Origin of the sequence: Pseudorhodoferax sp. Leaf265, from assembly GCF_001422365.1 — a bacterium.
Classification (GTDB): domain Bacteria; phylum Pseudomonadota; class Gammaproteobacteria; order Burkholderiales; family Burkholderiaceae_C; genus Pseudorhodoferax.
Genome location: NZ_LMMT01000038.1, coordinates 173,290 through 188,891, shown reverse-complemented (window position 1 = coordinate 188,891; position 15,602 = coordinate 173,290). Strand labels below are relative to the sequence as shown.

The 15,602-nt window shown below is 70.8% G+C and carries 15 protein-coding genes; 3 read left to right on the top strand and 12 right to left on the bottom strand.

The genetic code is table 11. From position 1 onward, the window contains the following. Positions 1-3: 3 nt before the first annotated feature. From ASF45_RS27970 to ASF45_RS27945, 6 genes are all read right to left on the bottom strand, one after another. Complete coding sequence (locus ASF45_RS27970; RefSeq protein ID WP_063887811.1) at positions 4-804, bottom strand: ABC transporter permease; 801 nt, start codon at positions 802-804, stop codon at positions 4-6. Further along, the gene (locus tag ASF45_RS27965) at positions 801-1,598 is read right to left on the bottom strand and encodes an ABC transporter ATP-binding protein (protein ID WP_056671358.1); all 798 of its coding nucleotides are present in this window, start codon (positions 1,596-1,598) and stop codon (positions 801-803) included. The genes ASF45_RS27970 and ASF45_RS27965 overlap by 4 nt, the downstream gene beginning before the upstream one ends. Positions 1,599-1,601: 3 nt before the next feature. After that, positions 1,602-2,633 carry an ABC transporter substrate-binding protein gene (locus tag ASF45_RS27960; protein WP_056671356.1) on the bottom strand — a complete coding sequence of 344 codons (1,032 nt, stop codon included), beginning with the start codon at positions 2,631-2,633 and terminating at the stop codon, positions 1,602-1,604. Between the two features lie 114 nt (positions 2,634-2,747). After that, positions 2,748-3,464 carry a GntR family transcriptional regulator gene (locus ASF45_RS27955; protein WP_056671354.1) on the bottom strand — a complete coding sequence of 239 codons (717 nt, stop codon included), beginning with the start codon at positions 3,462-3,464 and terminating at the stop codon, positions 2,748-2,750. An 88-nt stretch (positions 3,465-3,552) separates the two neighbouring features. Then, positions 3,553-5,274 carry an amidohydrolase family protein gene (locus ASF45_RS27950; protein ID WP_056671352.1) on the bottom strand — a complete coding sequence of 574 codons (1,722 nt, stop codon included), beginning with the start codon at positions 5,272-5,274 and terminating at the stop codon, positions 3,553-3,555. A gap of 9 nt (positions 5,275-5,283) precedes the next feature. Continuing rightward, positions 5,284-6,270: a tripartite tricarboxylate transporter substrate binding protein gene (locus ASF45_RS27945; RefSeq protein WP_056671349.1), complete on the bottom strand. Its 987-nt coding sequence runs from the start codon at positions 6,268-6,270 to the stop codon at positions 5,284-5,286. 209 nt (positions 6,271-6,479) lie between these two features. Here ASF45_RS27945 and ASF45_RS27940 point away from each other — a divergent pair, with 209 nt between their 5' ends. Beyond that, entirely contained in the window at positions 6,480-7,529 is a 1,050-nt protein-coding gene (locus tag ASF45_RS27940; protein WP_063887817.1) for a LacI family DNA-binding transcriptional regulator, read from the top strand. A 3-nt stretch (positions 7,530-7,532) separates the two neighbouring features. On the opposite strand, the gene ASF45_RS27935 is transcribed toward ASF45_RS27940, so the two are convergent. From ASF45_RS27935 to ASF45_RS27915, 5 genes are read right to left on the bottom strand one after another with little or no spacing between them, the layout of a single operon-like run. Continuing rightward, complete coding sequence (locus ASF45_RS27935; RefSeq protein ID WP_056671345.1) at positions 7,533-8,489, bottom strand: tripartite tricarboxylate transporter substrate binding protein; 957 nt, start codon at positions 8,487-8,489, stop codon at positions 7,533-7,535. Between the two features lie 32 nt (positions 8,490-8,521). After that, entirely contained in the window at positions 8,522-9,532 is a 1,011-nt protein-coding gene (locus ASF45_RS27930; RefSeq protein WP_056671342.1) for an Ldh family oxidoreductase, read from the bottom strand. Then, the gene (locus ASF45_RS27925; protein WP_056671340.1) at positions 9,529-10,455 is read right to left on the bottom strand and encodes a hydroxyacid dehydrogenase; all 927 of its coding nucleotides are present in this window, start codon (positions 10,453-10,455) and stop codon (positions 9,529-9,531) included. Before ASF45_RS27925 ends, ASF45_RS27930 begins: the two co-directional genes overlap by 4 nt. Before the next feature lie 3 nt (positions 10,456-10,458). After that, positions 10,459-11,634: a UxaA family hydrolase gene (locus ASF45_RS27920; RefSeq protein WP_056671338.1), complete on the bottom strand. Its 1,176-nt coding sequence runs from the start codon at positions 11,632-11,634 to the stop codon at positions 10,459-10,461. A 46-nt stretch (positions 11,635-11,680) separates the two neighbouring features. Beyond that, complete coding sequence (locus ASF45_RS27915) at positions 11,681-11,962, bottom strand: UxaA family hydrolase (RefSeq protein ID WP_056671335.1); 282 nt, start codon at positions 11,960-11,962, stop codon at positions 11,681-11,683. A 115-nt stretch (positions 11,963-12,077) separates the two neighbouring features. Here ASF45_RS27915 and ASF45_RS27910 point away from each other — a divergent pair, with 115 nt between their 5' ends. Beyond that, on the top strand, positions 12,078-12,830 hold the full coding sequence (locus ASF45_RS27910) for a GntR family transcriptional regulator (protein ID WP_056671333.1): 753 nt from the start codon (positions 12,078-12,080) through the stop codon (positions 12,828-12,830). A 257-nt stretch (positions 12,831-13,087) separates the two neighbouring features. Continuing rightward, positions 13,088-14,557: a serine hydrolase gene (locus tag ASF45_RS27905; RefSeq protein WP_063887810.1), complete on the top strand. Its 1,470-nt coding sequence runs from the start codon at positions 13,088-13,090 to the stop codon at positions 14,555-14,557. A gap of 69 nt (positions 14,558-14,626) precedes the next feature. Here ASF45_RS27905 and ASF45_RS27900 read toward each other — a convergent pair whose 3' ends face one another. Further along, positions 14,627-15,553, bottom strand: a complete 927-nt coding sequence (locus tag ASF45_RS27900) for a LysR family transcriptional regulator (RefSeq protein ID WP_056671331.1) — start codon at positions 15,551-15,553, stop codon at positions 14,627-14,629. Positions 15,554-15,602 lie beyond the last annotated feature (49 nt).

Sequence of the window (15,602 nt, the reverse complement as noted above, 5' to 3'; positions counted from 1 at the left end):
TGTTCATCCTTCCCGGCCGCCCCAGTGGACGACCTTGTTCTCGACAGCCCGCGCGAGCAGGTCCAGCCCATAGCCCAGCACGGCCATGATCAGCGCCCCCACCAGCACCACATTGGTCAGCAGGAAATCCGCCGCGGACAGCGCCATCCAGGCGATGCCGTCGCTGGTGGCGATCATCTCGGCGCCCACCAGCATGGTCACGCCCAGGCCGATGCTCACGCGCAGCCCGGTGAAGATGCCGGGCAGGCTGGCCGGGAAGATCACGCGGCGGAACACCATGCCGCGCGAGGCCCCCAGGGCCAGCGCCGCCTGCACCTTGCGCAGGCCCACGCCGCGCACGGCCTGCATGGCGCTGATGGACAGCACCGGGAACAGCGCCAGCACGATGATCACGACCTTGGACACCTCGCCGATGCCGAACCAGATGATGAGCAGCGGCAGCAGCGCCAGCTTGGGCATCGGCCGGGTGATCTCGATCGGCGGGTCGCACAGGCCCTTGACGGTCTCGTTCATGCCCATCCACAACCCCAGCGGAATGGCCAGCAGCGCGGCGATGGAAAAGCCCAGGCCGAAGCGCATGAGGCTGATGCCCAGGTGGTGGAACAGGCTCTCGCCCTGGTAGCCGTTGCGCAGCAGCGTGACGAAGGTGGTGGCCACCGACTGCGGCGAGGGCAGGAACAGCGGCGCCACGAGCGGGCCGCGGCCCAGGTCGATGGTCAGCGCCACCCACACCAGCAGCAGCGCCGCGAACGATGCCGTGTTCAGCAAGCGGCCGCGGGCTTTTGCGGAAAGACGGCCGCTCATCGCGCCTCCTCCTGTTGCTGCGCCGTGCGCGCCTCGTTGTGCAGCAGGCCGACGATCTCGGCCTTCATGCGCACGAACTCGGGGCTGGTCGCCAGGCCCGGCGCGGTGCTCTGCGCGAAGGTGGGCGCAAAGCGCGCCTTGATGCGGCCCGGCCGTGCCGACATGACGACGATGTCGGTGGCCAGGAACAGCGCCTCCTCGATGCTGTGGGTGATCCACAGCACCGTCTTGCGCGTCTGCAGCCAGATGCGCTTGATCTCTTCCTGCAGCAACTCGCGCGTCTGCGCGTCGAGCGCCGCGAAGGGCTCGTCCATGAGCAGGATCTCCGGGTCGTTGGCCAGCGCACGCGCGATGCCCACCCGCTGCTGCATGCCGCCCGACAGTTCGTACGGGTAGCGCTTGGCGAAGGCCACCAGGCCCACCATCTCGAGGAAGCCCATGGCGATGCGTTCGGCCTCGGCGCGTGACTTGCCCGTGGCCAGCGGCCCGAAGGCCACGTTGTCGAGCACGCTCATCCAGGTGAACAACGCCCCCTGCTGGAACACCACGCCACGCCGAGCGTCCGGTCCGCGCACCGGTTCGCCGTCCATGAGCACCTGGCCGGTGGTGGGCGTGTCGAAGCCCGCGAGCAGGTTCAGCAGCGTGCTCTTGCCGCAGCCCGAGGGGCCGACCAGGCAGACGAAGGCATTGGCGGTGATGTCCAGCGAGATGGGTTCGAGCGCCTGCACGGCGCGCTCGCCCTCGCCGAAGCGCTTGGACACCTGGTCGAAGCGCGCCTTGACGACAGCCTCCATCGCTCAGGCCATCTTGGCCACGAAGCTGGCATCCACCAGCCCGGACCAGTCCTTGGGCATCGCCGCGATCTGCCCCGACTCCAGCAGGAACTGCGCCTGCGTCTGCAGCGTCTTCTCCACGCCCGTGCCCTTCTCGCCAGGCCTGCCCATCCACTTGGCGGTGACCTGCTCGCGGGCCGGCACGGGATAGAAGGTGTTGAGCGAGCGCATGACGGCCGGCTCGTCCACGCCCAGGAACTTGGTCATGGTGGCGACCACGTCCTTGGGGTCCTGCTTGAAGGTCTGGGCGATCTTCTCGAAGTCCTTCAGGAAGGCCAGCACGAGGTCGGGCGACTGCTGCTTGAACTCGTCGCGCACCAGCAGGCCGTCGAAGATCACGAGGCCGCTCTTGTCCGCCAGGTCGCCGGTCTTGAAGATGATGCGGCCGGCGTCTTCGGTCAGGCGCGGCACGACAGGCACCCAGATGTAGGCCGCATCGATCTCGCGGCGCTGCCAGGCCGAGGCGATCTGGTCGGCCCGCATGTTGATGAGCTTCACATCGGACACGCCCAACCCGGCGGTCTTGAGCGCGGCGATGGCCGCGAAGTGCACCGAGGTGTTGAACGGCAGGCCGATCTTCTTGCCGCGCAACTCGGCCAGCGTGTTGATGCCCGACGTTCCCTGCACCACCAGGCACTCGCTGTCGACGATGTTCTTGTAGACGTAGACCATCGACGCCTTGAGCCCGTTGGCATAGCCCACCACCATGGGGCTGGAGCCGATGTTGCAGACATCCAGGCTGCCACCGGCCATGGCCGAGATCACCTCGGAGCCGGCGCGCACCGTCACGAAGTTGGCAGTGACGCCCGGGCCGAAGGTGCTGGCGATGGAATCCTTGGCGCGGATGTAGTTCTGCGCGTCGATGGAGCCGAAGGTGCCCAGCCGCACCTGGCGCGCCTGGGCCTGGGCCGCCGCACCGAGCAGGCCGGTGGACGAGGCGATGAACATCTGGGCAGCCGCGCGCTGGAACTCGCGGCGGGACAACAGGAACTGCATGCGGTGACCCTCTCTGGATGGCGTGGACGGGCACGCACCCGGAACCGCTCCGGACGCGCAGCCCGCACGGTAGGTCACTCAGAATATATTGTCAAACAGCCAGAAGCCGCCCGTTCATGGATCCAGCAGGCGCACGAGGAAGCTGGAACCGTGCACCAGATCGTCGCGCACCGCCTTGGCCAGCGCCTCTGCATCACGGCGGTGCAGCGCCTCCATGGCCGCCAGGTGGTTCTCGTGCCCTGTGAGGCTGCCGCAATAGCGCGGGAACAGCAGGTTCAGCGTGGGGCCCACGCGGCGCCACAGCACCTCGATGAAACCGACCAGGATGGCTTGCTGGGAGGCTCGATATATCGACAGGTGAAAATCCGTGTTCTCGGCCAGCGTGCGGCGCGCGTCGCCCGCGCGGATGGCTGCCACATGCTGGGCCACCACCTGCTCGAGCCGGCGGATCTCTTCGTGGGCGATGCGCGTGGCCGCCTCTCGCGCGGCCAGCGGCTCCAGTTCCATGCGGATCTTGAGGATCTCGCGGTAGGTCTCCACGTCCAGCCGCGGCACGCGGATCACGCGACCGCCCACCACCTCCAGGCCGCGCTCGGCCACGAGGCGCTGCACCGCCTCGCGCACCGGCGTGAGGCTCACGCCGTAGCGCTCGGCCACGCCGCGCACGGTCAGCACCTGCTCGGGCAGCAGCGCGCCAGTCATCAGTTCGTGGTGCAGCCGCTGGTAGGCCTGGTCGGCCAGCGTGTGGCCGCGCGGCAGGGCTTCGGCGTCGAGGTCGGTGTCCTCGGTTTCGGCAGGGCGGCGGGCGCGCTCGCGGGTGGTGGCGGTCATGGGGCGGAGATTCTGGCAACAGCACCGGTGCGCAAGCCCCGGCAGCGGCTGAATATACTCCGCGCCCCTGCCCGCCCGGGGCAGGTTTTCAGCGCTTCTGCGGCCCGCGCAGCAGCCTGCCGGGCAGCGCACCGGTGCGCTCGCCGTTCTCCATGATGGCCTCGCCGGCCTTGAAGGTGGCGCGGTAGCCCTCGGCCGTCTGCACCAGGCGGCGGCCGCCGGCCGGCAGGTCGAAGGCCACGTAGGGGGGCGGGATGCGCAGGCGGTCGAAGTCGATGATGTTCACGTCGGCCAGGTAGCCCGGCTGCAGCAGGCCACGGTCGTGCAGGCCGTAGATGGCGGCGGTGTCGCGGGTCTGGCGCTGCACCATCAACTCCAGCGGCAGTGTGGGACCGCGCGAACGATCCCGCGCCCAGTGCGTGAGCATGTAGGTGGGCATGCTCACGTCGCAGATGTAGCCGCAGTGCGCGCCGCCGTCGGCCAGGCTCATCATGGTGCGCGGGTGCTGCAGCTGGGTGTGCAGCTGGGAGAGGTCGTTGTAGGCGTAGTTGAAGCTCGGGAAGTAGACGATGCCCTTGCCGTCCTGCGCCATCAGCATGTCGTAGGCGACCTCGAGCGGCGAGCGGCCTTCGCGCTGCGCGATGGCCGCGATGCTCCGCTCCTGCGCCGGCTCGTAGTCGGGCTCGGCGCCCAGCGCGTACATCTTGTGGAAGCTCTGCGTGAGGTAGGCCAGGCGCGAGTCGTGCTCCATGGCCTGGCGCATGGCGGCAGCGTCCGTCAACTGCGCGCGCACGGCCGGATCGCGCAGGCGCGCCAGCTTCTGCTCCCAGGGCAGCGCGGCCATCTGCTGCCACAGCGGGTGCGCCATGAAGGGGTGGGTGGAGCCCAGCCAGGCCATCAGGATGCCGGCCGGGCGACCGGCCACGGCACCGTACAGCGGGATGTCTTCCTTCTGCGCGTCGTCCAGCGCGGCGAGCAGGCGCTTCCAGGTGTCGGGCGTCTGGTCGGTCTGCACGAGCGCGAAGGCCACGGGCAAGCGGTTGCGGCGCGCCACCTCGGCCAGCCAGGGCACCTCGGTCTCCATCTGGCTGTGGTTGGAGGTCATCTGGAACACGCCGTGGCCGACCTCGCCCATGGCCCGCGCGATGCCCAGGATCTCGTCGGGCGAGGCGAAGGTGCCGGGCGGGTACTTGCGCTGCTGGTACTTGTGGATCAGCGTGCGCGTGGTGGAGAAGCCCAGCGCGCCAGCCTGCAGGCCCTCGCGCACCAGCTGCACCATCTGCGCGATGTCCTGCGGCGTGGCCTCGTCGTGCGTGATGCCGCGCTCGCCCATCACGTAGGTGCGCAGCGCCGAGTGCGGGATCTGCGCGCCCACGTCGAGCGCGCGCGGCTTGCGCGCCAAGGCATCCAGGTACTCGGGAAAGCTTTCCCACTCCCACTGGATGCCCTCGGCCAGCACGGTGCCGGGAATGTCCTCCACACCCTCCATCACGCTGATCAGCCAGTCGTGCTTGTCGGGCCGCACGGGCGCGAAGCCCACGCCGCAGTTGCCCATGACCACGCTGGTCACGCCGTGGTCGGTGGAAGGGCTCAGGTACGGGTCCCAGGTGACCTGGCCGTCGTAGTGCGTGTGCACGTCGACCCAGCCGGGCGTGACCAGCGCGCCTGTGGCATCGACCTCGCGCCTGCCGGCGCCGAGCTTGGCGCCGACCTCGGCGATCTTGCCATCGGTGATGCCGACGTCGCCCGTGAAGCGCGGTGCGCCGCTGCCGTCGACGATGGTGCCGCCGCGGATGACGGTATCGAACATGTATGTCTCCTAGTCCAGTTTGATCCTGGCGGCGCGGATGACCTCGCCCCAGCGCTCGCTGTCGGCCCGCACGATGGCCGCGAACTCGGCGGCCGGCGCACCCGAGGGCTCGTTGCCCTGCAGCTGGACCAGCTTCAGGATCTCGGGGCCGCGCGAGATCCTGGACAGCAGGTCCGACACCTTCTTCGCCACGGCCGGCGGCATGTTGCCGGGGCCGAACACGCCCTGCCAGCCCACGATGTCCAGGCCAGGCACGCCCTGCTCGGCAATCGTCGGCAGATCGGCCAGCACGGCGACCCGCGTGGGCGTGGCCGCGCCCAGGCCCTTGGCGCGGCCGGCCTTGATGGCCTCCACGGCCGAGGCCGTGCCGTCGAAGTACAGCTGCACGTCACCGGTCATCAGCGCGCGCGAGGCGTCGGCCGTGCCCTTGTACGGGATGTGGACCATGTCGATGCCCGTGCGCATCTTGAGCAGCTCGCCGTTCAGGTGCGAGGTCGACCCATGCGCGTACGAGGCATAGCTGAGCTTGCCCGGATGCGCCTTGGCATAGGCCACGAGTTCCTTGACGTTGTTGAAGGGCGCGTTCGGCGGCGCGATCAGCACGGTGGCCGACTTCATGACCTGTACGAGCGGCGTGAAGTCCTTGACCGGGTCGTAGGGCAGCTTGGCGTACAGGTGCGGGTTCTGCGTGTGCGTGACCACGATGGTGTAGAGCAGCGTGTGGCCGTCGGCCGGCGCGCGCGCCACCTCCTGCGCACCGATGAAGGTGCCCGCGCCTGGCCGGTTCTCGACCACGACCGGGTGCCCGCCCAGCTCCTCGGTCATGAGCTTGGCGAGCACGCGGACCGTGACGTCCGAGCCGGAGCCCGCCGAGAACGGCACGATCATGCGGATCGGCTTGCCTGGAATGGGAAAGGCGTCCTGCGCCAGGACGGGCGCGAACGGCAGACCGGCGAGCGACAAGGCCAACAGGCCACGGCGGGAAAAGCTGCGCATGGGGTCGTCTCCTGTTTTGTCCTGCACGCAAGGCCGCGCAGAAAGCGCTTATGCAAGCGCTTGCATATATTGTCATCAAAGGGCTTTTCACGGCGCACCTGGGTCTTTCCCTTAGCCTGATACGCGCTTCTCGGTCAGCCCGGACTCTTTCCTGCATGCGCTTGCATAGATGCGGTCCGGCGGCGATGGGATGGGCGACACTGCGCACCATGCCACGCCCCTCTCCCGCCGCTACCGATCCCGCCGAAGTCTCCCGCTCGGCCTCGCTCGCCGACGTGGCCGCGCTGGCCGGCGTGTCGGCCGGCACGGTCTCGCGCGCGCTGTCGCGCCCGGACATGCTCAGCGAGGCCACGCGCACCCGCGTGCTGGCCGCGGCCGAGCGCCTGGGCTACGTGGCCAACGGCGCGGCGCGGGCCCTGGCCATGCGCCGCAGCTTCACGGTGGGCGCGATCGTGCCCCGCTTCGGCCGCTCCTCTTTCCCCACCATGGTCCAGGCGCTGGAGGCGACGCTGGCCGCAGAGGGCTACACGCTGCTGCTGTCGGCCCCCGAGCGCGAACGCGGCCACGACCCGGCCCTGCTGCGTGCGCTGCTGGAACGCGGCGTCGATGCCGTGGCCCTGTTGGGCGCGGACCAGCCGCCGGCCATGTTCGCGGCGTTGGCGGCGCACCGCCGGCCCTTCGTGCTGATGTGGGCAGAGCACAGCGCGCAGGGGCCTTGCGTGGGTTTCGACGAGGCCGGCGCGGGCGCGCAGGTGGTCGCCCACCTGGCCGCCCTGGGCCACCGCCGCATCGGCATCCTGACCGGCAGCACCGCCGAGAACGAGCGTGCCCAGCGCCGCCTGCGCGGGCTGACCGCCGCCATTGCGCGGCATGGCCTGCAGCTGCATCCCGAGGCCCTGGTCGAGACCGAGACCGGATTTGCACAGGGCCACGCGGCCATGCAGACACTGCTGGCGCGGCGCACGCCGGTCACGGCGGTGGTCTGCGCCAACGACTACCTGGCCGCCGGTGTGCTGTCGGCGCTGGACCAGGCGGGCGTCGCCGTGCCCGCGCAGATGTCAGTGGCCAGCTTCAACGACAACGACTTCGCCGCCTTCCTGCACCCGCCGTTGACCACGGTGCACCTGCCGATCGAGGAGATCGGCGAGCAGGCCGGCCGCGTGCTGCTGGCCGTCCTGCGCGGCGATGCCCCGCCCGCCAACCCGCTGCTGCCGGCCACGCTGGTGGTGCGTGCCAGCACGGGGCCCGCGCCACGCTGAGGCTCAGCCGGCGGCGATGTTGGCCGCCTTGATGATGCGGCCCCAGCGCGCGATCTCGTCGGCCAGGAAGGCCGCGAAGGCCTCGCCGCCCATGGGGCTCGGGCGAAAGCCCAGCGCCTTGGCGCGCTCTTCGATCTCGGGGCTGTACAGCGCCTTGATCAGTTCGCGCGCATAGCGCTCGACCAGTGCGTCGGGCGTCCGAGCGGGGGCCATGGCGGCCGTCCAGCTCTCCACCAGCAGACCCGGCATGCCGGCCTCCGCGGTGGTCGGCACGTCGGGCACCTGCGCATGGCGCGCGGCCGAGCACAGCGCCAGCGCGCGCAGGCGCCCGCCCTTCACGTGCGCGATCGACTCGGGATAGTTGGAGAAGATCACGTCGAGCTGGCCGCCGATCAGGTCGGTCATCGACGGCGCGCCGCCCTTGTAGGGCACATGCGTCATGCGCGAGCCGTTGATGTCGTTGAACAGCGCCATGGTCAGGTGCGGCGGCGTGCCGTTGCCGCTGGAGCCGGCGTTCAGCGTCTTCTGCCTGGACAGCGCCACCAGGTCGGCGAAGGTCTTGACCGGGCTGGTCTCGGGCACCACGACCAGCATGGGCGAGCCGGCCAGCAGCGCGACGGGCCGCAGGTCGCGCACGAAGTCGTAGGGTGCGTGCGGGAACAGCGTCACGTTGGCCGCATGCGTCAGCGTCACGGCCAGGATCTGCGAGCCGTCGGCCGGTCCCTTGGCCACGGTCTCGGCCCCGATCTGGGCATTGCCGCCGGGCTTGTTCTCCACCACGACCGACACCTTGAGCGCGTCGCCCAGCTTCTGCCCCGCGATGCGCGCCATCACGTCGGTCAGCCCGCCGGGCGGAAACGGCACGACGTACTTGATGGTGGACGGCTGCGCCTGCGCGGCCAGCGGGACGCCCGTGGCGGCCGAGGCGGCCAGGGCGGCGATCAGGTCTCTGCGGTTCATGCGTGTCTCCTTGTCGTGGTGGAAAGCGCCGTTCAGCCGGCCAGTGCGCGCAGCTGCGCGAGCAGGGCCTCGGGAATGTGCAGGCCCTGCGCCGCGGCCTGCCGTTCCAGCGTCAGCCGGCGCGCGCCGGCCAGGCGCACGCCTTCGTCGGCCAGCATCTGCGCGACGAGCACCTCGGTGCGCGCGAAGTAGGCCGCGGTGCCGGCCAGCGCGCCGGGGTCGATGACCAGGAAGGCCTGGCCGATGCCGGGCTGGTTGCCCTCGTCGACGAAGAACGAGGAGGCCTCGAAGCCGAACTGCGCGCCGATCACGGCCGTGGCCAGCAGTTCGACGATGAGCGCGAGCATCGCGCCCTTGGGGCTGGTGGCCGCGCCGATGGGCAGCATGGAGCCGGCCAGCCCGGCCTGCGGATCGGTGGTGGGCTGGCCCTGCGCGTCCAGCGCCCAGCCCAGCGGGATCGGCCGGCCCTCCTTGGCGGCGACCATGAGCTTGCCGCGCGCCACCTCGGACAGCGACAGGTCGATCAGCAGCGGGTCGTGCGCCGCACGCGGAAAGGCCGCGGCCACCGGGTTGGTGCCGAACAGGGGCCGCTTGCCGCCCGCGGCGGGCATGGCCGCGGGCGAGTTGCCGAAGGCCAGGCCCACCATGCCGGCCGCGACCGCCGGCCGCAGGTGGTCCACCAGCACGCCGCAGTGGTGGCTGCGCACCACGCCGGCGAAGCCCACGCCCAGTTCGCGCGCCGCGGCGATGGCCTCGCGCACCGCCAGCGCGCAGGCGCCGAACGCCAGGCCGCCGCCGGCGTCCACCACCAGCGCCGCGCCGCGCCGGTGCCGCAGCACGGGCTCGGCCTGCCCGTTGGCACGGCCGTTGCGCAGGTGCACGGCGTACTGCGGCACGCGCGACAGGCCGTGCGAGGCCAGCCCCTGCGCCTCGGCCAGCACCAGCGCCTGCGCCGCCGCCTCGGCCATGGCAGGGCTGGCGCCGGCCGCCTGCAGCGCCGCGCTGGCCAGCGCCTGCGCCTGCGCCATCGGCAGCGCACTCACCGCAGGGCCTCCAGCACGCGCTGGGCGATCAGCGTGCTCACGCGCTCGTTCGACTCGGCCGTGAGGCCGGCGATGTGCGGCGTCAGCAGCAGGTTCGGGCAGTCCGCGAAGTGCGCGGCGGCCGGCAGCGGCTCGTGCTCGAACACGTCGAGCGCCGCACCGCCCAGCTGGCCGCTGCGCAGGGCCGCGGCCACGGCCTGCTCGTCGACCACGCCGCCGCGCGCGGTGTTGATGAGCACCGCGCCGGGCTTCATGCCGGCGATGCGGGCCGCGTCGAGCAGGTGCCGCGTGCCATTGGTCAGCGGCACGTGCAGGCTGACCACGTCGGCATCGGCCAGCAGCGGCGCCAGGCCCAGCGGTTCGACGCCCGATTCGGCGAACGCCGGGTCGTCGTTCTCCATCATCGCGTCGAAGGCGACGACGACCATGCCCAGGCCGCGCGCCAGCCGCGCCGTGGTCTGGCCGATCACGCCGAAGCCCACCAGCCCCAGCGTCTTGCCGCCGATCTCGCGGCCGTTGGACAGCGCCGGCCGCGGCCAGGCACCGCCGGCCACCGCGTCGCTGGCGCGGTAGGCGCCGCGCAGCAGCAGCAGGGCCGTGGCCACGACGTACTCGGCCACCGACAGCGCGTTGGCGCCGGTGGCGGGCAGCACCGCGATGCCGCGCGCCGCGCAGCCCGGCAGGTCGATGTTGTCCAGCCCCACGCCCAGGCGGCCCACCACCTTGCAGCGCACCAGCGCCTGCAGCAGCGGGCCGCGCACCTGGGTGCGGTTGCGCACCACCAGCGCGTCGGCGCGCGCGGCGGCCTCCAGCAGGCGCGCCGGCTGGTCCACCAGCTGCGGGTCGTACAGCACCTCGTGCGCCTGCTGCAGCTGCGCCACGGCAGGCAGGTCCATGAACTCCGCGATGAGGATGCGGGCCATGGGTCAGGCGGACTCGTACAGCCGCGTCAGCACGAATTCGCGGTGGCCCAGCGCCTCGGCCGCCGTGAGCCGGCCGTTGGCGGTGCGCAGCATGCATGCGAGCAGCTGGTCGCCGGCCTGATCCAGCGTGATCTCGCGCTGCAGCAGGCCCGAGCTGTCCACGTCGATGTGTTCGCTCATCGTGCGCACGGTGCGCGGGTTGGCGCAGATCTTGATGACGGGCAGGATCGGGTTGCCGATCACATTGCCCTGGCCCGTGGGGAAGAAGTGCACGGCATAGCCCGAGGCCGCGCACAGCGTGACCATTTCGGCGGCGGCGCTGCTGGAGTCCATGAACCACAGGCCCGGGTGCGTGGGCGTCTCGGCCTTGTCGATCACGCCGTCCACCGTGCAGCGCTTGCCGATCTTCTGGATGTTGCCCAGCGCCTTCTCCTCGATGGTGGTCAGGCCGCCGGCGATGTTGCCCTTGGTCGGCTGGCTGTCCGACAGGTCGCTGGTCTTGTGGCGGTTGATGACCTCCTGGTAGCGGTCGAACATGAACTGGAACTTCTGGCGCACCGCATCGTTGGCGCAGCGCGCGGCCACGATGTGCTCACCGCCGGTCAGCTCGGTGGTCTCGCCGAAGCACAGGAAGCTGCCCAGCGGGTGCAGCTTGTCGAAGGCATTGCCCACGGTCGGGTTGGCACCGCAGCCGCTGGTGGTGTCGGACTCGCCGCACTTGGTGGAGACCCAGAGCTCGGAGATGGCGCAGACCTCGCGCTGCTTCTCGCTGGCCCACTGCACGTACCCGCGCGCGGCCTTGCTGGCGCGCAGGATGGTGTCGTGGTCGCCGTGCATCTCGATGCCGAAGCCCACCACCGGCTTGCCCGTGGCGGCGATGCCCTCGACCACCTTCTGCGTCCAGCCGTCCTCGATGCCGATCACCACCACGGCCGCGACGTTGGGGTTGCAGCCGGTGCCGATCAGCGTGCGGAAGTGCAGCTCCAGGTCGGCGCCGAACTGCAGCCGGCCGTAGGGGTGGGGAATGGCCAGCGCACCCTTGATGTTGTGGGCCACGGCCTCGGCCGCGGCGTTCGACAGGTCGTCCAGCGGCAGGATGATCACGTGGTTGCGGATGCCGACGCGGCCGTTTTCGCGGCGGTAGCCGAGGAAGGTGGTGTCTTGCGAGATGACGGGCATGGTGCTGGGCTTTCGTGGAGGGTGTGGACGGGGCGGCGCGCGCGGCTCACCAGCGCTTGGTCTTGATGTTGTGCACGTGGGCGTGCTGGCCCACCGCGATGGGCTGGACCACCTTGCCCATGTCGATGCCGTACTTGACGACGGTGTCGCCGACCGCCATGTCCTTGAGCGCCACCTTGTGGCCGATCGGGATGTCCGACTGCGCGCGGACCTCGACCATGCGGTCCTCGTCCATGATCCAGCCCGTGAGGCTGTCACCGGACTTCACGCCTTCGACCACGACCACGGCGACCGTGTCGCTGGCGTCGTGCAGAACGAAATGGATCATCGTTGCTCCTGTGGGATGAAAGGGTGGGCCAGTGTCCGGGCCGGATCCCGCGCACGTCAAACAACTCATCTAGATGACCTGGAGCACCGGGCGCCACCGGCGCTACAGTGCGGCCATGCAGTCCCGCCACACCGCATCGACCGTGCTGTACCGCGAGGTCAAGCGCAAGCTGCTGGCGCGCATCGAGTCGCAGCGCTGGGGCCCGGGGCAGACGCTGCCGCGCGAGAGCGACCTGGCACAGTCCTTCGGCGTGAGCATCGGCACGCTGCGCCGCGCCGTCGATGAGCTCGTGCACGAGCATGTGCTGATCCGGCGCCAGGGCAAGGGCACCTTCGTGGCCCAGCACTCGCGCGACCGTTTTCTGTTCCAGTTCTTCCACGTGGAGCCGCGCGGCGACTGGCCGCTGCAGCCGGTGCAGCGCGCCGCCGAGTTCCCGCGCGTGGAGACGCTGGCCTTCGAGCGCGAGCGCGCCGACGAGACCTGCGCCGCGGCGCTGCGCCTGCGCATCGGCGATCCGGTGTTCGTGGTGCAGAACCGGCTCAGCCTGTCGGGCCAGCCCGTCACGCACGATGTGATCTGCATCTCCGCGGCGCTGTTCAAGGGCCTCACGGAGAAGCGCTTCCTCGAACGCGCCGGCACGGTCTACCAGCTCTACCAGGCGGAGTTCGGCATCACCGTGCTGCGGGCCGAGGAGCGCGCGCGTGCCATGCCGGCCTCGCGCCAGGCGGCGCGGGTGCTGGGCGTGCCGCAGGGCTCGCCGCTGCTGGAGGTGCACCGGCTGGCGCTGAGCTTCGGCGGGCGGCCCGTGGAGTACCGCGTGTCGACCATCAGCACGCGCATGCACGACTACCTGAGCACCATGGGCTGAAATGAAACACCCCCGTTTGGATTTCTCACTGCGTGTAGAAATCCCATCCCCCCTCGAGGGGGCGCCGCGGGCGGCCGGGCAGAGCCCGTTCCGCCGCGTCTGCTGGCATGGCCTGCTCCGCGGCCTTCGGAGCAGCGGCTTGCGTGCCGGTTTCGTGTCCTGCCGGTGGCGCGTCAGCGCCGTGGGGAACTGAGATGAAACCAGCCCCATTTGGACTTCGCACCGCGTGCGGAGGCCCCAAGCACCGTCAAGGATGCGTGCCGCACGCAGCTTGGTCTCGCACGCGGCTCGCTGCCATCGGGCTGTTCATCGCGCTCGTCGTGACCGCATTGCCGGCGGCTGCTGCGCCCGTCGATCGCGGCTGCGGCACACCGCAGCAGACGGACGACGGCTGGAACATCGAAGCGAACGCCCGGCTGGCGGGATTCGATGCCGGGCTGCTGTGCGAAGCGGCGCAGGACTTCTTCCGGAGCCCGCGCAACCTGCATGGCTTCGTGGTCGAGCGGCATGGCCGGCTGGTGCTGGACGCCTACCGCGCGGGACCGGACCGGTCGACGTACGCGCTGTGGGCCAGCCGGACCGCCTTCGACAAGGACACGCGGCACGACGTCCGCTCCGTCACGAAGTCCGTCGTGGCCTTGCTGTGGGGCATCGCCGAGAGCAAAGGCGCCGTGCCGCCGCTGTCCACCCCGGTCCTGGACCTGCTGCCGGCGCTGGCGGACCTGCGCCATGGCGGCCGCGAGCGCATCACGGTGGCCGACATGCTCTGCATGCGCAGCGGCCTGGCCTGGGATGAGAGCGGCAGCTACAGCCGGTGGGACAACGACGAGAAGGGCCTGTTGTGGCGCGGCGACCGGGCCCGCTACGTGTTCGACCGGCCGATCTCCACGTCGCCGGGAGCGCACTTCAACTACAACGGCGGACTGACCGCCGTGCTGGGCCTGCTGCTCGAAGAGAGGACGGGACAGGACCTGGCGGAGTTCGCAAGGCAGCGGCTGTTCGATCCGCTGGGCTTGCAGGAGTGGGAGTGGGTGGACGACCTGCGCGGCCGCACCCGTGCGTACACCGGCCTGCGCCTGGTGCCGCGCGATCTCGCACGCATCGGGCGGCTCATGCTCGACGGGGGCCGCTGGCAAGGCCGGCAGCTGGTGCCGCAGGCCTGGGTCCGCACCATGCTCTCGCCGTGCCAGGCCGGCGGCGGGTATGGCCACCACTGGTGGCACGGCAGCGTGCAGGTGCGCGGCCAGCGGGTCGGGTGGCACGCCGCCATGGGGAACGGCGGGCAACGCCTGTTCGTGGTCCCGGGCCTGGACCTGGTCGTGGTGCTGACCGCGGGCGAGTACGGCGACGGGAGCATCGGCCGCGTGCAGCAGCACCTGCTCCACCAGGTGGTGGCCGCCACGCTGGAGCATGCGGGCGAGCCGGCAAGCACGCCCGCGCCCGCCGCTGCAGCGGTGGCCCAGGCCGGCCCGGTCGAGACGCGGGCCACCGTGCGCTCCATCACCGAGGAAGACGGTGGCAAGCGCGTGGTTGTGCACCTGAAGCTCGCGCCCATGTCGAACCTGCCGTTCACGACGCTGCGCTTCCGTGTGCGCGATCCGGCCCTCGTTGCGGGGCTGCACGCGGGTGCCAGCGTGAAGTTCAGGGCCGAGCGCATCGACGGGGAGAACACGCTCGTGGCGATTCGCAGCGTTCCCGCCTGCGTTCGCTTTCAGCCATGCGATTGACCGACAGGTGTTGACTTCGGGCGAGCCTGGCTGAGGTGGAACGCATGCTGCAGGCGCTGCATGCCTGCGTCAGCGGGAGTCGCCACCCGCCGCGATCTGCGCCAGCACCTGCCGCAGCCGCGGCGCGGCAGCGTCGAGGAAGCGGCGCATCTTGAGCGGCATCTGCCCGCGCGCGGCGTGGACCAGGTGCACGGGCGCAGGCGCGGGCTCGTAGGTTTCCAGCACGGGCTGCAGCGTGCCGTTGCGCAGCGCATCGGCCACCTGGTAGTGCAGCAGCCGCACGAAGCCGATGCCGCGCACGGCCGCGTCCGCCGCGGCCTGCGGGTTCGTCACGGTGAGCCGCGGGCGCACCGCGACATCGCGCGCCGCGCCCGAGGGCGGATCGCGGAAGCGCCAGGACGGCGCGGGCATGGGCGTGTCGACGGCGACGCAGGGCAACCGGGCCAGGTCTTCGGGCGCCTGCGGCACGCCGTGCGCAGTCAGCAGCGCCGGGCTGGCGCAGGCCAATGTGCGCAACAACCCCACCTGCGTGGCCACCATGCCGCTGTCGGGCAGGCGGCCGATGCGCACGGCCATGTCCACGTGGTCGTCGACCAGGTCCACGTTGCGGTCGGCCAGCACCAGCCGGATGTCGATCTGCGGGAAGGCCGCCAGGAAGTCCCCCACGATGGGCAGCACGTGCAGCCGGCCGAACAGCACCGGCGCGGTGACGACCAGTTCGCCCTTGGGCGCCTGGTACTCGCCGGCCGCCTCCTGCTCGGCCGCGTCCACCAGTTCCAGGATGCGGCGCGCGGCGGCCACATAGGACTGGCCGGCGTCCGTCAGCGTGAGCTTGCGCGTGGTGCGCAGCAGCAGCCGCGTGCCCAGCTGCGCCTCCAGGTCGGCGATGCGGCGGCTCAGCGTGGCCAGTGGCACCTGCAGCGCCCGGCCCGCGGCCGAGAGGCTGCCGGTCTCGGTCACCTTGAGCAGCATCGCCATGGCATCGAGGCGGTCCATGCGTCCTCCCATAATTCGGGAGAGTGATTCTCCAGATCGATGGATTATC

Excerpts from the sequence above, each read along its gene's own strand:
- ASF45_RS27970 (WP_063887811.1), bottom strand. The coding sequence starts at position 804 with ATGAGCGGCCGTCTTTCCGCAAAAGCCCGCGGCCGCTTGCTGAACACG.
- ASF45_RS27965 (WP_056671358.1), bottom strand. The coding sequence starts at position 1,598 with ATGGAGGCTGTCGTCAAGGCGCGCTTCGACCAGGTGTCCAAGCGCTTC.
- ASF45_RS27960 (WP_056671356.1), bottom strand. The coding sequence starts at position 2,633 with ATGCAGTTCCTGTTGTCCCGCCGCGAGTTCCAGCGCGCGGCTGCCCAG.
- ASF45_RS27955 (WP_056671354.1), bottom strand. The coding sequence starts at position 3,464 with ATGACCGCCACCACCCGCGAGCGCGCCCGCCGCCCTGCCGAAACCGAG.
- ASF45_RS27950 (WP_056671352.1), bottom strand. The coding sequence starts at position 5,274 with ATGTTCGATACCGTCATCCGCGGCGGCACCATCGTCGACGGCAGCGGC.
- ASF45_RS27945 (WP_056671349.1), bottom strand. The coding sequence starts at position 6,270 with ATGCGCAGCTTTTCCCGCCGTGGCCTGTTGGCCTTGTCGCTCGCCGGT.
- ASF45_RS27940 (WP_063887817.1), top strand. The coding sequence starts at position 6,480 with ATGCCACGCCCCTCTCCCGCCGCTACCGATCCCGCCGAAGTCTCCCGC.
- ASF45_RS27935 (WP_056671345.1), bottom strand. The coding sequence starts at position 8,489 with ATGAACCGCAGAGACCTGATCGCCGCCCTGGCCGCCTCGGCCGCCACG.
- ASF45_RS27925 (WP_056671340.1), bottom strand. The coding sequence starts at position 10,455 with ATGGCCCGCATCCTCATCGCGGAGTTCATGGACCTGCCTGCCGTGGCG.
- ASF45_RS27920 (WP_056671338.1), bottom strand. The coding sequence starts at position 11,634 with ATGCCCGTCATCTCGCAAGACACCACCTTCCTCGGCTACCGCCGCGAA.
- ASF45_RS27915 (WP_056671335.1), bottom strand. The coding sequence starts at position 11,962 with ATGATCCATTTCGTTCTGCACGACGCCAGCGACACGGTCGCCGTGGTC.
- ASF45_RS27910 (WP_056671333.1), top strand. The coding sequence starts at position 12,078 with ATGCAGTCCCGCCACACCGCATCGACCGTGCTGTACCGCGAGGTCAAG.
- ASF45_RS27900 (WP_056671331.1), bottom strand. The coding sequence starts at position 15,553 with ATGGACCGCCTCGATGCCATGGCGATGCTGCTCAAGGTGACCGAGACC.